Here is an 18,814-nt window from a genome sequence, read left to right as displayed (position 1 = left end):
TATGAACACACAACCAACAAACCAACCTATCCGCGTCGGAGTCCTGGGTTTTGGTGGACTCGGCCAAGCAGCCGCCAAACTCCTTTCCAGCAAACGGGAAATGATATTAGTCGCAGCCGCAGACCAAAAAGGTTATGCTTACTCCACCGAAGGCTTAAACACTGATGCTTGCATTACCACTTACCAAAATCAAGGTACAGTGGGTTATTTAGAACCTGTTGGGACATTAAGCAATAACAGCATTCAGGATTTAATTCAAGCCACAGGTGACGCTGTAGATGGTTATTTCCTGGCTTTACCTAACCTCCCCAACGACTTTATCCCCAACGTCGCTAAAGAGTTTATCCAAGCCGGTTGGAAAGGTGTGCTGGTGGATGCTATTAAACGCACCAGTGCAGTAGAACAACTTCTAGCCATGAAAGACGAACTGCAAGCTGCGGGAATTACTTATATGACTGGCTGTGGTGCTACCCCTGGACTGTTAACCGCCGCCGCCGCATTAGCCGCCCAAAGTTACGCGGAAATTCACAATGTGGTAATTACCTTTGGTGTGGGAATTGGTAACTGGGAAGCTTACCGTGCTACTGTTCGGGAAGATATTGGACATATGCCCGGTTATAGTGTAGAAGCAGCTAGGGCGATGACTGACGCAGAGGTAGAAGCATTACTAGATAAAACCAACGGCGTATTAACTTTGGAAAATATGGAACACGCCGATGATGTGATGTTAGAAATAGCGGGAATTTGTTCACGGGATAGAGTCACAGTTGGTGGTGTAGTGGATACCCGCAATCCCAAAAAACCCCTCAGTACCAATGTGAAAATCACCGGACGCACCTTTGAAGGCAAAATTTCTACCCACACTTTTACTTTAGGCGATGAAACCAGTATGGCTGCTAATGTATGCGGTCCTGCTTTTGGTTATCTCAAAGCTGGTCAAGAATTACATCAACGGGGCATTTCTGGCTTATTCACCGCAGCGGAAATTATGCCGAAGTTTGTAAAATAGGGGATTGGGGACTCTCACAAGGGTAGGTGTTTAATATTAACTGTGAAGGCAGGACTAGGAAGACAAGGAGGTATTGGTAGACAAGGAAGATTTTATACGGATAATAGTCTGTTGACGGGCTATTCTTGTTGCTAATCATACAGAGTTTCTCAAGTTTTCCTCCCTTGTCACCTTGTCAGCCTTGTCCCCCAAGTCTTGCCCTCACGACAATGTAAAAAACCTACACCTGTGAGGACTGGGGACTGGATGAAAAAATTATATTAATCCTGACAATCCTTAAATCCTGCAAATCCTGATTCAGACTTTTACCTATCGCCTCTTCTAAGTTGGTGGAAGTTCGGAAGAAGAAAAAGACTCCACGCCCTCTTCTTCAATCACAACTGGTGGTGCTTGAATTACAAAAGGCAGTTCAGCACCTACCAAACCCCTCTGAATGCGTTCTGATGTCTCATTAAAAATTACAAACAGAGGATAAATTGTATTAGCTCCATCACTTAAAATATGACTGTGACGAGGGTGCATTAACCATTCATAGTCTTTGTCTAACCAGACTTGAGATTGTCGCCAACGTCTCAATAAGTCGGAAAAGTCTTCGTGAGGACGATGAATAAAGAGCAATATTTCCGCGCCGGTTTTGATTTTCCATTCTGGGTCACACATCAAAATGGCGATATCACAGGGTAAACATAAAGTCTGTGAGGTTTTAGCCTCAATATCACGGAGACGGACTATGGGTAAAGGGATAGTGATGACACTTTCAGCAGGACGACGCAGACTCGGAATCATCTCCAAATAGGGACGATGTTGTTTGAGGAGTGCGATCGCAGCTATATGATTACTATACTCCGCCAAACTACCTTCATAAAAAGATTTTTGTACAGACATAATTTTTTAGTTATTATTCAGTTATCAATTATTCAGTTATCAGTTTGTTTACTGTTCACTGATAACTGATTTTTTAGCCCAGGGTTTCAAATACCTTAAACATAGGCAGATACATTGCTAACAAAATTGTACCAACCATACCCCCAAGAACTACAATCATTAGAGGCTCCAAAACGCTGGTTAGTGCTTTAACTGCTTGTTCTACTTCATCTTCATAGAAATCAGCAACTTTCATCAACATAGCATCTAATTCCCCAGTTTCTTCTCCGATGCTCATCATCTGAATTGCCATAGCGGGAAAAACTGCATCTTTTTGCAAGGCAGTACTAATCATACCTCCTTGTTGAACATCTAAACGGGCTGCATCTATGGCATTAGCAACTACTTGATTTCCTGATGTATCCCGCACGATTTCCAAGCAAGTTAGAATTGGTACTCCTGAACGAGTTAGAGAACCAAAAGTCCGACTAAAACGAGCTACTGACGATTTTTGAATCAAGTCACCAAACAAAGGTACTTTTAAAGAAAGACGGTCAATATTTTCCTTGCCAACACGGGTTTTGTAATACTGTTTATAAACAAACGATAATGCCATAAAAGCACCAATGATCGCTAAAGACCACCAACTTCGCAGTATTCTACTACAGGTCATCAAAAATTGTGTTAATGGAGGTAATTCCACTCCTATATCTTCAAAAATGTTGGCAAAAATAGGAATCAAAAAAACTGTCATACCCACAAAAATAGCGGTGGCTAAAAAACCTACTACTACAGGATAAGATAGTGCTGATTTAATTTGGTTTTGTAATCGAGCTACATCTTCTAATAATTTTGCTAGGCGATTTAATACTTCATCAAGTACACCACCTATTTCTCCTGCTTGAACCATACTGACATACAAACCATCAAAACAGTCAGGATGTTTACGCATGGAATCTGAAAGATTAACTCCAGTTTGAACATCGGCACAAATCTCAATCAGAGCTTGTTTAAGTTTAGGATTACTACACTGTTCAGAAAGTACTCCTAATCCTCTGACAATTGCTACACCTGCATTTACCAAAGCAGCAAATTGACGGGAAAAAACGGCTTTATCTTTAACAGAAACTTTCACCAAAGAATTCTGAAATTTTTTGAAATCAAGGATTGAAGCCAAGCTTTGAGATTCTTTTAATTCTTGGACAACAAAACCTTTATTTCTGAGATCAGTTCGAGCATCTGTTAAGGAATCAGCAACAAATTTCTCTGTGCGAGATTTTCCTTCAGAATCGCGAATACGGGCAAGATAAGTTGGCATAAATTTGGTAATTGGTAATTGGTAATTGGCAATTGGTAATTGGTGATTGGTAAACTTTCTTCTGCTGTCTGTTTCCAGTTCCCAATCCCCAGTCACCAATTTTAACGAGTTCTAGCAGCAGTACCAGGTTTTGCACCAGCAGCAGCAGGTGCTGTTGTCCCAATTAGACGTTGAACTTCATCGGGTTTAGAAGTTTTAGACATAGCTGCTTCAAAGGAGATAGCTCCAGTTTTGTATAAATCAGCTAAGACTTTTTCGAGAGTTTGCATTCCCAATTTACCGCCAGTTTGGATAGCTGAATAAATTTGGGCTGTTTTACCTTCACGAATTAGGTTGGAAATAGCAGGAGTAATAATCATAATTTCTTGAGCCATGATTCGACCATATTCACCTGGCTTAGGATTTTTCTTGGGTACTAAAGTTTGGCTAAAGACTGCTACTAAAGAGTTGGATAACTGTACCCGAACTTGGGTTTGTCTTTCATGAGGGAAAACGTCAATCATCCGGTCAACAGTTTGTGCAGCTGAACTGGTGTGCAGTGTTCCAAATACCAAGTGTCCGGTTTCCGCTGCGGAAATTGCCAAAGAAATTGTTTCCAAATCTCGCATTTCTCCTACCAGAATAATATCTGGATCTTCCCGCAAAGCAGCTTTTAAGGCGTTAGCAAAGCTTTTAGTATCTTCACCTAGTTGACGTTGGTGAACTAAACTTTTAACTGGTTCGTAAACAAATTCTACGGGGTCTTCTACTGTTAATATATGTTCTGCTCTAGTGCGGTTAATGAGGTCAATCATTGCGGCTAGAGTAGTAGTCTTTCCGGAACCTGTAGGCCCGGTGACGAGAATTAATCCTCTGGGCTTTTCAGACATTTCCCGGACGACATCTGGTAGACCTAATTTTTCAAAGTTAGGAATTTTAGAACTTAATGCTCGTAAACAAGCTGCATAAGCACCACGTTCTTTGTAGACATTCACCCGAAAGCGAGCTAATCCTTTGACACCATAGGAACAATCTAATTCCCAGGTTTGTTCTAAGGTTTTGCGCTGGGTGTTGTTGAGCATACTAAAAATCAGTCTTTGGCATTCATCTGCGGTTAGTATGTGATCTCCAATGGGAGTCAGATGACCACTGACGCGGAAGTAGGGAGGCAAACCTGCTGATAAGTGCAGATCTGAACCACCCATATCAATTAGCTGCTCCATCAAGTCTTCAATCATCATTTCCATAGTTGTTCTCCAATTTAAAATTCAAAATTCACAATTAAAAGACTAAGTAAATTAATTCCAAGAAATCAAAGGTTTTGAAACTATATCTTTCCTCCTGACTCCTGACACTAATCTTGAAAACGAGGTGTCATACAGTAAGGACAATCTAGCCATTCTTGTTGTAATGTGGCATCACAAGTTTTGCAGGTTAGACCGCTCTTGCGTTTTGCTTTCAATTCAGCTTCCAAACCTGTATCAGTAAATGTGACTCGATCAACTTCTTCTAGTGTGGTGGCACCTTGACGGACTAAATCGAGACTGTAAGCGAGTAAGGTTTTCATCCCTTCTTCTACTGCTACTTCTTTAATGCGTTCTGTGGGTGCGTCTTCGTTGATGAGAGTTTGGAGGGTTTCGGTGATTCGCATGACTTCATAAACACCAACACGTCCCTTATAGCCAACACCATTACATTTTTGGCAAAGCTGATTTTTGGTTTGAGCTTCTGCGATCGCTTCTGGAAGTAGTGAGTTAGCTTTATAGAAGGTTATACCCACATCTGTAGAAGCTGATAACCCATAACGAGCAAGTTCTTCGGTAGTGGGAGTATAGGGAATCCGACACTCTGAACAGACACGACGTACTAAACGTTGTGCTAAAACACCAATTAGGGAACTGGAAACCATGAATGGTTCAATTTCCATTTCTCCCAAACGAGCGATCGCACCAGGAGCATCATTTGTGTGTAAGGTAGTTAAAACCAAGTGACCTGTCAAAGCCGCCTCAATCGCCGTTTTCGCCGTTTCCTTATCCCGTGTTTCACCCACCAATAACACATCAGGATCTTGTCGTAAGAAGGCTCTTAACGCTGTCGAAAAATCCAGTCCTTTTTCTCGTATTACCTGTACCTGAGTAATCCCTGGCAAACTGTACTCAATCGGGTCTTCTACAGTACTGATATTAATCCCCGGATCATTCTTTTCTGCCAATGCCGAATACAACGAAGTCGTTTTACCAGAACCAGTCGGACCTGTCACCAAAATCAACCCGAAAGGCCTACTGACCATATCCTGGACAATATGCAGAGTCTCTGCATCAGTAATTAACTTATCCAATCCCAGTTGAGTTGATGAATTATCCAAAATCCGTAGTACCACTTTTTCCCCATAGCGACTGGGTAAGGTATTGACACGGAAATCTACTTTCCTCCCTTCAAACAATCTGCGAATGCGTCCATCTTGGGGTAAGCGTCTCTCAGCGATATCTAAATTAGCAATGATTTTAAATCGGGCTGTCACCGCCAAAATAATTTTTTTGGGCATAGCGGGAAAAGCTTCACGCAGCACCCCATCTTTGCGGAACCGAATTCTTAAGTTTTCCTCTTGTGGTTCGATGTGAATATCCGAAACACCTTCATGCAAAGCTTTGAACAGGATTCTGTTGACAAGTTTGATGATAGGTGCATCTTCAGCATCCTTAATAGATGCATTTATGTCCGCATCCTTATCTTCAGCAACTTCTTCATCATTCAGATTTTCGATATCTACTAAATCTTGACCAACATCTGTAAACTTTTCTTGTTCGAGTTGCTTTTGTTTAACAGCAAACTCATCTAAGTATTGATTAATCAGTTGTTGGTAATCTTCCTGAGTAATTACCATCCTCTGTAAGGACAAATTTTGGTTACGCAAAATCCGGTTGAGGTCATCAGATGCCTCTAGATTATCCGGATCAACCATTGCCACTAACACATAAGGCGGGGTTTTGTCATCGTGTCTTGACAGAGGTACTAGACGATGACGACGACAGATATCCACTGGAATCAGGGTTTCAATCAATTGACTTACCATCAGGTCGCCAATTTGATTAACTTCAGGATCTAGGAATTCAACGCCGTATAGTATTTTGAGTTCAAATAAATGTTGTTTTTTGTATTCCCTGAGAAATTCAGGTGATAGTTGTTGCCCAGTGATTGACTCTAGTACATCTGTCAACATTTTGCCAGACTTGCGGCTTTCAATCAGCGCCTGCTTCATCTGTTCACTGTTGATATAGCCAGATTGTACCAGCTTGTTGCCGAAGGGCGAAAACTCTGTTCTTGTCGTTAGAGCGGTGCTACGCCGTTGTGGTGACGAGTAAGTCATAAGCAATCTCGCAAGGAAATCTCTTATTTAAGTATTCCCACACTGTAGTCAATTATTCTCATAGTGGCTGTATTAAATTACAGTTTAAAATTTTTCTTCTTAAAATTTTTTATTTTTAGCACGATTCTAGGTACTGGTGCGCCTTTTTTTACGTAACGACTTAAGATTCATACGCCACACTCCCTGAACAGTATGAAATAAGTACAAATTTTGCCCGTTTGCAGTATAGTATCAACAGATTTTGGACATCTGACGTACTTACTTGTATGCCAGTTGCATAAGTCCTGGCAGCTTTTAGATTACCATGCTTGTAATTAGTTAAAAAACTGACTTATGATCAGGGACGCAGGCGATTAATTACCGCTCATTTGTTCCCCATTTGCCACAATAAGATAATAGTGACATCACTTCTAGGAAAATTCGGTGGTTAAATTAGCCGCTGTTGTCAGTCCTAAACAGTAACTGTTGCAAGATGTGTCCCTCAGACTTTAGATTAAAAAGACAAAATCTAAAAGCTATTACAGCGCAACGGCAGTTTCAACTATGGAATAAAACCAAAACCAAAAATCCTGAAATCAAAAACCAAATCTATGTCTTTAGATAGAGACTAAATCTGGAATCCCGATCCGCAATCCACAATTGCTTGACGCTCTGCCGTAAAAAGCATCTGGGATGAGTAGACAATGATAGAAGAAAATAAACAAGTAAACGATACAAACCAGCAATTGGGTCAACCAATAGAGGTAAAGCAAGCAATGAAGAGCGACTCCCCAACCGACAATAACCATAATGAATCTGGCAGCGACGTAACTGAGCAAATGGCAACCCAAAATAATATACCGGGAGAACCTACACTCGTCGAAGAAAATAACGTCGCTGCGGCAGAAAAAATAGAAGTGGATACGCCAGCTTTAGCAGAATTGGCTCAACAACTTGAGTCCGTGAAAACGCAACTAGAAGATCGTAGTAATCAATATATGCGGATTGCCGCAGATTTTGAAAATTACCGCAAACGCACCTCCAAAGAAAAAGAAGACATGGAGATGCAGATGAAGAGAAATACAATTATGGAATTGTTGCCTGTTGTTGATAATTTTGAGCGGGCGCGATCGCACCTCAAGCCACAATCAGAAGGTGAGATGACAATTCACAAAAGTTATCAAGGAGTTTATAAACAATTAGTGGATTGTCTCAAACGCTTAGGTGTTTCACCAATGCGGCCTGAAGGTGAAGAATTTGATCCTAATCTGCACGAAGCAGTAATGCGGGAACCTACGAATGAACATCCAGAAGGTACAGTATTAGAGGAGTTAGTACGCGGATATTATTTGGGAGAACGTGTACTGCGCCATGCAATGGTGAAAGTGGCAGCTCCTACAGAAGATACACCTACAGAGCCAGAAAATGAATCGAATCAAGAAAATAGTTAAACTGTATTCGCTCGTCGTGCTGACTAAAAAGTTCTAGATTCTCACAAGAGTCAGAATCGCGTTTCTGGAGAAAAGGCGGGCTGTTGACCTTGTATAGGTTGATCAGCCCCCTCCGGCAGTGTTTCTCATCAAAGACTCGGTAGCAGACTTCGATATAATTCTATGTATCACTACTATAGTAGTAGCTAAAATTTACACAGAAATTTCCTGGGCTTCCAGCCCTGAGTAAAAACGATAGTCGGCGAAAAATCACGGTAAAAGCACTCAATCAAGAATACTGTCAGTATGGGAAAAGTTATTGGGATTGACTTAGGCACTACTAATAGTTGCGTTGCTATTGTCGAAGGTGGCCAACCGATAGTGATTGCTAATTCCGAAGGGGGACGCACTACTCCTAGTATTGTCGGATTTGGCAAGAGTGGCGATCTTTTAGTTGGTCAGCTGGCTAAACGACAATCTATCACTAATGCTGAAAATACAATTTATAGTATCAAAAGGTTTATTGGTCGCCGTTGGGATGATACTGAATTAGAACGCGATCGCGTACCCTATAACTGTGTCAAAGGTCGAGACGATACCGTTGACGTGCAGATTCGCGGACGCAATTACACACCCCAAGAAATATCTGCCATGATCCTGCAAAAACTCAAACAGGAGGCAGAAAACTTTTTAGGTGAAGAAGTCACTCAAGCAGTGATTACAGTACCAGCATATTTTACAGATGCCCAAAGACAAGCAACTAAAGACGCTGGAACAATTGCTGGCTTAGAAGTTTTACGGATCATCAATGAGCCAACCGCCGCAGCTTTAGCCTTTGGTTTAGACAAGCAAGACCAAGAACAACTGATTTTAGTATTCGACTTGGGAGGTGGAACTTTTGATGTCTCTATCCTGCAACTAGGAGATGGAGTTTTTGAAGTTAAAGCCACTAGTGGCAACAATCAACTAGGTGGAGACGACTTTGACAATTGTCTTGTCCTCTGGATGGTAGAGCAATTTAAAGAACAAGAGAAGATCGACATTGCTAAAGATAAAATGGCGCTGCAACGTTTGCGGGAGGCAGCAGAAAAAGCAAAAATTGAACTTTCCAGCATGGTAAATACCTCCATTAACTTGCCATTTATCACTGCTGATGAAACAGGGCCTAAGCATCTGGAGATGGAACTGAGTCGTTCTAAATTTGAAGAACTCACAGCACATTTAATTGCAGCTACCATCGAACCAATGATCCAAGCTCTCAAAGATGCAGACCTCAAACCACAAGATATCGATCGCATTATCTTAGTGGGTGGTTCTACTCGCGTCCCCGCAGTTCTCAATGCTGTGATCAAGTTCTACAATGGCAAAACGCCTGATCGCTCTGTTAACCCGGATGAAGCTGTAGCACTAGGCGCAGCCGTTCAAGCGGGAGTTCTCGGTGGAGAAGTCGATACCCTGTTACTTTTAGATGTCACTCCCCTATCTTTAGGACTAGAAACCCTTGGGGAAGTATTCACTAAAATCATTGAACGTAATACCACCATTCCCACCAGTAAATCCCAAGTCTTTTCTACAGCAGTTGATGGTCAAAATTCCGTGGAAATACACGTTCTTCAAGGAGAACGAGCAATGGCACGAGATAACAAAACTCTTGGTAAGTTTCTCTTAGCCGGTATTCCCCCTGCTCCTCGTGGTGTACCACAAATTGAGGTAGCTTTTGACATAGATGTTAACGGCATTCTCAAAGTTGCTGCTCAAGATAAGGGTACAGGTAGGGAACAAAGTATTCGCATTACTAATACAGGTGGTTTAAGTCAAACCGAAGTCGAAAGAATGCGGCAACAAGCTGAATTATTTGCCGAAGAAGATAAAAAACGCAAAGAACTGATTGAACTAAAAAACCAAGCCGATAACCTGTTGGCAAGTTACACGTCTACTTTAAAGGAGAATAGTGACTTAATTGGTGAAAAAGTTAAAGCTTCGGCACAGGAGAAATTTACCAAACTCCAAGCGGCCATGAGTGACCCTGCGATCACCGCAGTTACCTTTAGTCCCATATTAGAGGAATTTAAACAAACTCTGTTTGCGATCGGTGCAGATGTTTATAAACGAGCTAGTAGCTCAACAGACACAACCCCGGAATTACAGGAAGAGGAAAAAGAACGTACTGATATTTCCGTAACTTTAATAGAAGAAAATGCTATGACTGAAACAGCAATACCACAATTCAATTTTGATTTTGATGAGGATAATACGGCTTCGGCTGATTATGAAGCGATAGACTAGTGAATGGGTAAACGGTAAGGATAAGAGTTTTTTCTATTACCAATTACCAGTTCCCAAAATTTTTAATATCTAAGCAACATGGTTTTATATCTCCAAGGTTTGCTAAATTGTAGAAGCGAATTGTAGGGGAATAAAATTCCTCATATTACAGATGCGACTAAAAGTATATGGTGGTTTTCCACACTAAATAGTACGGCTAGTTCCTCTGTCTGCTGAGACTAGTTTGACCAATCTAAATAGCACAATTGTAAAAGAGACAGCTTTATGCATTGAAAATTGTGTGGCTTTATTAACAAAAATTAAGTATTGTCTCTAATTCCTTAACCTGATTCCTTTAAGTACTTCTGCTTTCTTACTTCTAACTTTTACCCTTGCTTTATGGCCCGCGACTATTATGAAATTTTGGGTGTCTCTCGTGACGCCGACAAAGAAGAAATTAAACAGGCTTATCGCCGCCAAGCCCGGAAGTATCACCCAGATGTGAACAAAGAACCTGGTGCTGAAGAACGGTTCAAGGAAATCAACCGCGCTTATGAAGTGCTGTCTGAGCCAGAAACCCGCGAGCGTTATAACCGTTTTGGTGAAGCTGGTGTATCTGGTGCTGCTGCTGGCGCTGGCTTCCAAGATATGGGGGATATGGGCGGTTTTGCTGATATCTTTGAAAGCATATTCAGTGGCTTTGCTGGCGGCATGGGTAGTCCAACCCAGCAGCAAAGACGACGTAGTGGTCCTGTGCGGGGTGATGATCTACGCCTAGACCTGAAGTTAGATTTTCGGGAAGCGGTATTTGGTGGCGAAAAAGAAATTCGGATTTCTCATCTAGAAACTTGTGAAGTTTGTAGCGGTTCTGGTGCTAAACCAGGAACTCGTCCCCGAACTTGTGCAACTTGTGCTGGTTCTGGTCAAGTCAGACGTGTGACGAGAACGCCTTTTGGCAGCTTTACCCAAGTCTCTACTTGTCCCACTTGTAATGGAACGGGAACAGTAGTTGAAGATAAATGTGATGCTTGCGACGGTAAAGGCGCAAATCAGGTCACGAAAAAATTGAAAATTACTATTCCGGCTGGGGTAGATAATGGCACTCGTTTGCGAATCTCCCAAGAAGGTGATGCTGGTCAACGCGGAGGCCCACCTGGAGATTTGTATGTCTATTTGTTTGTGAATGAAGATGAGGAATTCCAGCGCGATGGAATTAATGTTATTTCGGAAATTAAACTCAGCTACCTGCAAGCAATTTTAGGCTGCCGTTTGGAGGTGAATACTGTAGATGGACTTGTGGAGTTAATGATTCCCCCAGGAACTCAGCCCAATACGGTGATGAAGCTGGAAAATCGCGGTGTTCCTCGGTTGGGAAATCCTGTGAGTCGGGGAGACCATATGCTCACAGTGTTAATTGATATTCCCAATAAGATTACCCCAGAGGAAAGGGAACTACTGGAGAAACTAGCTAAAATTAAGGGAGATAGGACTGGTAAAGGTGGTCAAGGTTTTTTGGGAAATCTATTTAAGTAATGAGTGTATCTTCCCTGTTAACTCCTGATGCTCAACTGGATTTGCGCGGTACTCCTTGTCCGATTAATTTTGTGCGGACAAAACTCCGTTTGGAGCAAATGCCAGATGGTGGTTTGTTGGAAGTCTGGTTAGATGCTGGAGAACCTATTGAACAAGTTCCTGATAGCCTGACAATGGCAGGTTTTCAAGTAGAAACTATTACGGATTGTTCTGGCTATTTTTCTCTGTTAGTACGCCGTCCTGTAGTTGCCGAATGAAAGGTGAAACTGTTACTAATGGACCTTTATGGGGTACGGTCTTAGCTGTACAGGCTAATTTTTATCGGGTACAGATGGATTTAGAAAGGAGTCAGGAGTCAGGAGGAGGCAGTGCGTTGGGCGGGTTTCCCGACTTGAAGCAACTGCCGTTCAGGAGTCAGGAGGAAGAAATCATAGATAGTTCCTCTTCACTGTCACCTGTTCCCTGTTCCCTGTCACCTTCTTCCCCAATTCTCCTCTGTACACGCAGAACACGCCTGAAAAAAATTGGTCAAAATGTGATGGTGGGCGATCGCGTTATTGTAGAAGAACCTGATTGGTACGGGGGACGGGGAGCTATTGGTGATGTTCTCCCCCGACAAAGTGAGTTAGACCGACCAGCGATCGCTAATGTTAACCAAATTCTACTGGTATTTGCGGTAGCTGATCCGCCTTTAGAACCTGTCCAATTGAGCAGATTTTTAATTAAAGCTGAGTCTACAGGCGTTGATGTGCTGTTGTGTTTGAATAAATGTGATCTAATTTCCCCTCTTGAAAAACAGCAAATTAGCGATCGCTTACTAGCTTGGGGTTATCAACCACTTTTTATCAGTGTTCAAAACCAAATTAATATTGACCACATAGCAAACTATTTAAACAATAAAATTACTGTGATTGCCGGGCCTTCCGGTGTGGGAAAATCAAGCCTGATTAACGGACTAATTCCCGATATCAACCTGCGCGTGGGAGAAGTTTCTGGTAAATTAGCCCGTGGTCGCCATACCACCCGTCATGTAGAATTATTTGAAATGCCCAGTGGTGGTTTGCTGGCTGATACTCCTGGTTTTAATCAACCTGATTTGGATTGTAGCCCAGAAGAATTAATTTACTATTTCCCAGAAGCCAGAAAACAACTAGAAGTTGCCAGCTGTCGGTTTAGTGATTGTACCCATCGAGATGAGCCAGATTGTGCTGTGGGTAAAGACTGGGAACGATATGAACATTATTTGGAATTTTTAGGGGATGCGATCGCTCGTCAAACCCATCTTAAACAGCAAGCTGACCCCGAATCTAGTCTGAAGTTAAAATCTAAAGGCAAAGGTCAGAGTCAGTACGAGCCGAAATTAGAAAGTAAAAAATATCGCCGCATTTCCCGCAAAACTCAATTACAGGACTTACAGGAGTTATATCGAGAGAGTGAGGAATAGGTGAAAGGAGTCAGGAGTCAGGAGTCAGGAGTCAGAAGGAAGTCAGAATCATATAGAACCTGAACCCTGTTTTCGGTGATTGGAAAAAATGCACTCCGATTTTCTATTCCCTTAACTCCTGCAAAAATGATCGCAATAAAGTCTTAAAATATTGTTAATTTCAGCCAAATCTCCCGACCTTCAATTTACAGAAACACACACAATTATTATGGCTATAGGCTACGTCGCACTCGTACTTCATGCACACTTACCCTTCGTTCGTCACCCAGAAAGTGACTACGTGCTGGAAGAAGAATGGCTCTATGAAGCCATCACCGAAACATATATCCCCTTATTGAAAGTATTTGAAGGCTTAAAACGAGACGGGATCGACTTTAAAATCACCATGAGTATGACACCTCCTCTCGTGTCAATGCTGCGTGATCCTCTGCTACAAGAACGTTACGACGCACATTTGTCTCAATTAGAAGAATTAATAGAACTAGAAGCCGAGCGCAATGTTCAAAACGGCCATCTTCGTTATTTGGCGGAACATTATGCGACTGAGTTCAACGAAGCGCGTGAATTATGGGAACGCTATAACGGTGATTTAGTCACAGCTTTTAAAGGGTTTCAAGATACTAATAACCTAGAAATTATCACTTGCGGTGCTACTCACGGGTATTTACCGCTGATGAAAATGTATCCCCAAGCTGTATGGGCGCAAATTCAAGTAGCTTGTGAACATTACGAAGAAACTTTTGGCAAAGCACCCAGAGGAATTTGGTTGCCAGAATGTGCCTACTATGAAGGTTTAGACCGAATGTTGGCAGACGCAGGTTTGCGTTATTTCCTTACTGATGGACATGGTATTTTATACGCTCGTCCCCGTCCTCGCTTCGGTACTTATGCGCCAATTTTCACCGAACCTGGTGTAGCAGCCTTTGGTCGAGATCATGAATCATCCCAACAGGTATGGTCTTCTGAAGTCGGCTATCCTGGTGCAGCCGAATATCGGGAATTTTACAAAGATTTGGGCTGGGAAGCTGAATATGAGTATATTAAGCCTTACATCATGCCCAATGGTCAGAGGAAAAATACAGGTATTAAGTATCATAAAATTACAGGTCGTGGCTTAGGACTCTCTGATAAAGCGCTCTATGATCCTTATTGGGCAAAGGAAAAAGCCGCAGATCACGCCGCTAATTTTATGTATAACCGTGAACGGCAATCCGAGCATTTACACGGAATCATGGGTCGCCCACCAATTATTGTTTCACCTTATGATGCAGAGTTATTTGGTCATTGGTGGTATGAAGGCCCTTGGTTTATTGATTACCTGTTCCGTAAGTCTTGGTATGACCAAGGAACTTATGAAATGACCCATTTAGCTGATTATTTGCGGGCTAATCCCACTCAACAAGTTTGTCGTCCTGCTCAGTCTAGTTGGGGTTATAAAGGGTTTCATGAGTATTGGTTAAATGAGACAAATGCCTGGGTTTACCCACATTTACACAAAGCTGCGGAACGGATGATTGAGATATCCACCTTGGAACCAGAGGATGAGTTGCAGTGGAAAGCTTTAAACCAAGCAGCACGGGAGTTATTATTAGCACAATCTTCAGACTGGGCGTTTATTATGCGAACGGGAACAATGGTTCCTTATGCAGTGAGAAGAACGCGATCGCACTTAATGCGGTTTAATAAACTGTATGAAGATGTGAAAATCGGCAAAGTTGATAGCGGTTGGTTGGAAAAAGTAGAGTTAATGGATAATATTTTCCCCAATATTAACTATCGCTCCTATCGTCCAATGTAGTTAACGCAGTTTAATGCAGCGCAGCTAAGAAATAAGTAATTTTAAATACTAACAGCAAAACCCCCAGCACCGTGACTGGGGGTTAATTTTATAGACATTTTATGACAGTTGCCTTTACTACTATTGAGGTAAAGTGCGGCTTGCATAAGCATCCATTACATAAGCAGGAGTGCGATGACCATAGTCTATTTCCACACCAGTAATAGACTGCGCTAACCGCTCGAAAGACTCAGAACGCCAGTTACGCTCATGAATTGGCTTAGTTTGCTCACCCATAAAATAAGCCAGGGAACCTACAACTGAAGCAGCTAACCAACCTACAACGATTAGAGCAATTAATATAGTCATTCTGGAACCTCTTGTTTTAACTTATGTTGCTTTATGTAAATAAATATAACAAATGTAAACAAAATTTGCAAACTATCCATAAGGTGTGCTAACCGATAAGGTGGGTGTGGAATACCTCACCTTCATCACTTCAAGACGTGAAATAATCTGCTAAAAACAAAAAATACGCTTTATAAAACGGTGGTAGAAGTTAAAACTGTTAATCCACTACAAATAGGCTTAGTCTTGGATCGCACTAGTATAAAAGGACATAGCTAATCTATAGATTCAAACCTGGATCTGTTTTCGCTTTAGAAACAATAAGTAAATTCTGTGACAGAATTAGTATAAGATTTCCCAACCTTATCTTTTTTTCTTTAGTTATCATCTTCCCAATCAAGCAAACCCAAAACTAGCCCCTCCTCCCTTGTAGAAATAGGTTAACTCACAAATATTGTTCAATAAGACATAAATGAAACTTTGGCAGCCCAATCAACATCTAAATAATGGTAGATTTATTATCCAAAGAGTGATGCGTAGCGGTGGCTTTGGAGTCACTTATAGTATTAGAGAAAAGGCTACATCTAAATTATTTGTTCTCAAATCTCTCAATTATATTCAACAAAATAGAGTAGATTTTAAACAGCTACAGGTAAAGTTTGTCAATGAAGCCGTTCGGTTAGCAAGATGTTCTCATCCTCATATTGTCAAAGTCTATGAAGTGATTCAGGAAGATGGACTTTGGTGCATGATCATGGAATATATAGATGGAGAAGATTTAGCAGAATATATTAATGATAATGGAGTGTTAGCAGAAGAAGAAGCACTACTATATATTGACCAAATTGCACAAGCTTTAGAATATATTCATCACCAGGGATTTTTACATCGAGATATCAAACCTAGTAATATCTTATTACGTCGGGGAAAATTAGAAGTAGTGTTAATAGATTTTGGGTTAGCAAGAGAGTATAGCAACGATCAAATCAAAAGTATGACTAATGAGAGAACCGATGGTTATGCACCTATTGAACAATATCAAAAAAGAGGCAATTTTGGTGCTTTTACCGATGTTTATGCCTTAGCTGCTACCCTCTATACTTTACTAACTAAAAAAGTACCTATACCTGCTGAATATAGAAATAAAAATAATACTTTACCACCACCAAAGCAATTTAATCCACAAATTAGCGATAGAGTAAATGATGCGATTCTTCAGGGAATGGCTTTGGAACCAGAAAATCGTCCTCAGTCGGTATTTGAATTTAGAGAACTACTAGGTCTAGCTAGTATGTTACCCTCTCAAGAGATAGAGGAAAAACTAATTTCAGTAGTGGGAATGGACTACACTCGACTGCGGGAATTACTTGCATCTGGGAAGTGGAAAGAAGCAGATGAAGAAACAACACGAGTGATGTTAGCCGTAGCAGGAAGAGAAAATGACGGTTGGTTAAGTGAAAAAGATATTTATAATTTCCCTTGTCAAGATATACGTACTCTTGACCAATTATGGGTAAAATATAGTAATGGCAGATTTGGTTTTTCTGTACAAAGGCGTATTTATCAAAGTCTGCGAGGAACTAGAAAATTTCATCGAGAAGTTTGGGATGCTATTGGTGATAAAGTTGGTTGGAAGAAAGATAAAAAGTGGATGTATTATGATGATTTGACCTTTGATATTACAGCACCAGAAGCCCATTTACCGAGTGGAATTTTTTGGTTTGATTCCTGGTGGGGGCGTTATGGGTGGTTTTTATTAGATGGAGTAGAAAGGCGATTTTATTATTTAGTAGCGCGAGTGATTAAGTGCAATATATAGCAATTCTATTGGATTTATGAACGGAATTCGTGGCGTATGACTCCTACGTCGTCACGCAAGCTATAGCTATACCGCAGAGATGCAGAGAATGCAGAGGAAGATAAAAAAGGGTGTTAACATCTTATTCAGAATGGCTATATAATCTAAATTTAATTGATAAATCAAGGATTCTGTGCCGTAATTTATGATTAATCAACAATAGTTTCTTTGGGATGAGAAATATTGATAGATTGCAACATTCTTTCTCGTTTTTTACGGGCAATTTCTTGTAAATCAACAGTTTTATCAGTCTCATCTACTATTTCACCAGTTATTACCTCTAGTACATCCTCTAAAGTAATAACACCAGCTACACACCCATATTCATCAACAACTACTGCAAGATGTTCACGGGCTTCTATAAAGTTTTTCAGAAGTTTATCAGCCCGGATTATTTCAGGAACAAAGCGAACATTTCGACATAAATCTGCAATTTTTTGATCATTACTACCTTCAATCATTGCTGTTAGTAAGCTTTGTTTGAGAGCAAATCCAATAACTTGATCAATAGATTCATCAATAACAATAATTCGCGTATGTTGGGAAGCAATAATATCTGATTTAGATTCAGCAAGAGTTAAATTACCACGTATATATGTCAGCATAATTTGGGGTGTCATCAAATCTGAAGCTGTCACATCATTTAATCTAAATACCCTCTGAATCATTTCTGCTTCTTCACTTTGAATAATTCCTTCTTGCTGACCAATTTTTGCTAACAGTTTTATTTCAGCTTCATTTGTTGTCGGTCTTTTTCTCCCTTGAGAAAAGGGTGCAGTGACATTTTCTAGAATCCAAACTAAAGGTGTAAAAGCAATAGAAAGTCCAGTGATAGGTATAGCTGTAAGTATGGCTATTTGTTCAGAATATCTCTCTCCAATTGTCTTAGGGATAATTTCTCCAAAGATGATAATCAAAAATGTTAATATTCCTGAGAATAGACCAAGCCAATTATCTCCTAATACTTGAGTTGCAATATTACCTGTAAGAATACTACCAATAATGTTGAAAGTATTATTGAGAATAACAATAGTAGCAATAGGTCTATTCATGTTTTCACGAATCGTCAGCAGCGCAACTGCGGCTGGATTTTTTGATTGAGCTAATTGTCTAACTTTCAACGTTGAAACAGAAAACAGCGCTGTTTCTATACTAGAACAAAGTGCTGAACCTGCAATAATAATGAATACAGTAATTATAAGTTTTAACATATAGTTTCCCAAGTATGGGAAGATGGATTTGGATGAGCTAATAACCTGGTTAAGTTAATTTATGCCTTTAATGATTATAGCGTGATTTCCAACGTTCCCAGTATAAAAATTTCCTGGTGTGACAATTTTATAATTACTGTATGTTCTCACTTATCTAGCAAAGGCTATATCCTATTGTGAAGCAAGGGTTTTATCCACAATGCTTAATTAGGGTTTGCTGAAAAAGTTATCTGTGTTCGCGCAGCGTGACGTAAGTCATGGGCTAGGAGTCAGAATTCAGGAGGAAGAATTAGAAGAAGAGAAGAATCGTCTTGAATCTCTTCAAGTGATAGGTAAATGAACAGTTTCAACGCTTATTCCTTGCACCTGATTCACCTTTTTAACCTTCAAACTCTTGATATATCTAAGTTTTAGCTTTATTAAGCAAGCCCT

Annotated in this window: 14 protein-coding genes; 8 read left to right on the top strand and 6 right to left on the bottom strand. The window is 40.7% G+C overall.

The genetic code is table 11. From position 1 onward, the window contains the following. Position 1: 1 nt before the first annotated feature. A complete protein-coding gene (bioU, locus tag AC012T_RS23075; protein WP_487061110.1) occupies positions 2-1,009 on the top strand; it encodes a (S)-8-amino-7-oxononanoate synthase BioU in 1,008 nt (335 codons plus the stop codon). 321 nt (positions 1,010-1,330) lie between these two features. Here bioU and AC012T_RS23070 read toward each other — a convergent pair whose 3' ends face one another. The 4 genes from AC012T_RS23070 to AC012T_RS23055 form a co-directional block, all read right to left on the bottom strand. Beyond that, a complete protein-coding gene (locus tag AC012T_RS23070) occupies positions 1,331-1,894 on the bottom strand; it encodes a hypothetical protein (protein WP_487061108.1) in 564 nt (187 codons plus the stop codon). 73 nt (positions 1,895-1,967) lie between these two features. Further along, on the bottom strand, positions 1,968-3,191 hold the full coding sequence (locus AC012T_RS23065; protein ID WP_487066718.1) for a type II secretion system F family protein: 1,224 nt from the start codon (positions 3,189-3,191) through the stop codon (positions 1,968-1,970). Between the two features lie 101 nt (positions 3,192-3,292). Beyond that, complete coding sequence (locus AC012T_RS23060) at positions 3,293-4,417, bottom strand: type IV pilus twitching motility protein PilT (RefSeq protein ID WP_487061106.1); 1,125 nt, start codon at positions 4,415-4,417, stop codon at positions 3,293-3,295. Positions 4,418-4,524: 107 nt separating this feature from the next. After that, entirely contained in the window at positions 4,525-6,537 is a 2,013-nt protein-coding gene (locus tag AC012T_RS23055) for a GspE/PulE family protein (RefSeq protein WP_487061104.1), read from the bottom strand. A gap of 683 nt (positions 6,538-7,220) precedes the next feature. On the opposite strand from AC012T_RS23055, the gene grpE reads away from it, so the two are divergent. The 6 genes from grpE to AC012T_RS23025 all read left to right on the top strand — a co-directional run bounded on the left by grpE (position 7,221) and on the right by AC012T_RS23025 (position 14,986). After that, positions 7,221-7,967, top strand: coding sequence for a nucleotide exchange factor GrpE (grpE, locus tag AC012T_RS23050; protein WP_487061102.1), 747 nt, complete (start codon positions 7,221-7,223; stop codon positions 7,965-7,967). 285 nt (positions 7,968-8,252) lie between these two features. Then, entirely contained in the window at positions 8,253-10,232 is a 1,980-nt protein-coding gene (gene dnaK, locus AC012T_RS23045; RefSeq protein ID WP_487061100.1) for a molecular chaperone DnaK, read from the top strand. Positions 10,233-10,610: 378 nt separating this feature from the next. Beyond that, entirely contained in the window at positions 10,611-11,744 is a 1,134-nt protein-coding gene (dnaJ, locus tag AC012T_RS23040; protein WP_438890835.1) for a molecular chaperone DnaJ, read from the top strand. After that, the gene (locus tag AC012T_RS23035) at positions 11,744-12,001 is read left to right on the top strand and encodes a sulfurtransferase TusA family protein (RefSeq protein ID WP_015216333.1); all 258 of its coding nucleotides are present in this window, start codon (positions 11,744-11,746) and stop codon (positions 11,999-12,001) included. The genes dnaJ and AC012T_RS23035 overlap by 1 nt, the downstream gene beginning before the upstream one ends. Next, positions 11,998-13,188, top strand: coding sequence for a small ribosomal subunit biogenesis GTPase RsgA (rsgA, locus tag AC012T_RS23030; RefSeq protein ID WP_487061098.1), 1,191 nt, complete (start codon positions 11,998-12,000; stop codon positions 13,186-13,188). The genes AC012T_RS23035 and rsgA overlap by 4 nt, the downstream gene beginning before the upstream one ends. Positions 13,189-13,396: 208 nt before the next feature. Beyond that, the gene (locus AC012T_RS23025; RefSeq protein ID WP_487061096.1) at positions 13,397-14,986 is read left to right on the top strand and encodes a glycoside hydrolase family 57 protein; all 1,590 of its coding nucleotides are present in this window, start codon (positions 13,397-13,399) and stop codon (positions 14,984-14,986) included. Positions 14,987-15,106: 120 nt separating this feature from the next. Here the strand turns inward: AC012T_RS23025 and AC012T_RS23020 are convergent, their stop codons facing one another. Then, positions 15,107-15,334 (bottom strand): photosystem II protein, Psb35-related, encoded by a 228-nt coding sequence (locus tag AC012T_RS23020; RefSeq protein ID WP_487061094.1) that lies wholly within the window; start codon positions 15,332-15,334, stop codon positions 15,107-15,109. A gap of 451 nt (positions 15,335-15,785) precedes the next feature. On the opposite strand from AC012T_RS23020, the gene AC012T_RS23015 reads away from it, so the two are divergent. Then, complete coding sequence (locus tag AC012T_RS23015; protein WP_487061092.1) at positions 15,786-17,132, top strand: protein kinase domain-containing protein; 1,347 nt, start codon at positions 15,786-15,788, stop codon at positions 17,130-17,132. A gap of 188 nt (positions 17,133-17,320) precedes the next feature. On the opposite strand, the gene AC012T_RS23010 is transcribed toward AC012T_RS23015, so the two are convergent. Further along, a complete protein-coding gene (locus AC012T_RS23010) occupies positions 17,321-18,382 on the bottom strand; it encodes a hemolysin family protein (protein WP_487061091.1) in 1,062 nt (353 codons plus the stop codon). Between the last annotated feature and the right edge of the window lie 432 nt (positions 18,383-18,814).

It is taken from the genome of Anabaena sp. EIM26, from assembly GCF_057568715.1.
The sequence above is the reverse complement of the archived record's forward strand: the minus strand, read 5'-3'. Positions and strand labels throughout refer to the sequence as shown.

Excerpts from the sequence above, each read along its gene's own strand:
- AC012T_RS23035 (WP_015216333.1), top strand. The coding sequence starts at position 11,744 with ATGAGTGTATCTTCCCTGTTAACTCCTGATGCTCAACTGGATTTGCGC.
- AC012T_RS23025 (WP_487061096.1), top strand. The coding sequence starts at position 13,397 with ATGGCTATAGGCTACGTCGCACTCGTACTTCATGCACACTTACCCTTC.
- grpE (WP_487061102.1), top strand. The coding sequence starts at position 7,221 with ATGATAGAAGAAAATAAACAAGTAAACGATACAAACCAGCAATTGGGT.
- AC012T_RS23070 (WP_487061108.1), bottom strand. The coding sequence starts at position 1,894 with ATGTCTGTACAAAAATCTTTTTATGAAGGTAGTTTGGCGGAGTATAGT.
- dnaK (WP_487061100.1), top strand. The coding sequence starts at position 8,253 with ATGGGAAAAGTTATTGGGATTGACTTAGGCACTACTAATAGTTGCGTT.
- AC012T_RS23015 (WP_487061092.1), top strand. The coding sequence starts at position 15,786 with ATGAAACTTTGGCAGCCCAATCAACATCTAAATAATGGTAGATTTATT.
- AC012T_RS23060 (WP_487061106.1), bottom strand. The coding sequence starts at position 4,417 with ATGGAAATGATGATTGAAGACTTGATGGAGCAGCTAATTGATATGGGT.
- AC012T_RS23010 (WP_487061091.1), bottom strand. The coding sequence starts at position 18,382 with ATGTTAAAACTTATAATTACTGTATTCATTATTATTGCAGGTTCAGCA.
- rsgA (WP_487061098.1), top strand. The coding sequence starts at position 11,998 with ATGAAAGGTGAAACTGTTACTAATGGACCTTTATGGGGTACGGTCTTA.
- dnaJ (WP_438890835.1), top strand. The coding sequence starts at position 10,611 with ATGGCCCGCGACTATTATGAAATTTTGGGTGTCTCTCGTGACGCCGAC.
- AC012T_RS23020 (WP_487061094.1), bottom strand. The coding sequence starts at position 15,334 with ATGACTATATTAATTGCTCTAATCGTTGTAGGTTGGTTAGCTGCTTCA.
- bioU (WP_487061110.1), top strand. The coding sequence starts at position 2 with ATGAACACACAACCAACAAACCAACCTATCCGCGTCGGAGTCCTGGGT.
- AC012T_RS23055 (WP_487061104.1), bottom strand. The coding sequence starts at position 6,537 with ATGACTTACTCGTCACCACAACGGCGTAGCACCGCTCTAACGACAAGA.
- AC012T_RS23065 (WP_487066718.1), bottom strand. The coding sequence starts at position 3,191 with ATGCCAACTTATCTTGCCCGTATTCGCGATTCTGAAGGAAAATCTCGC.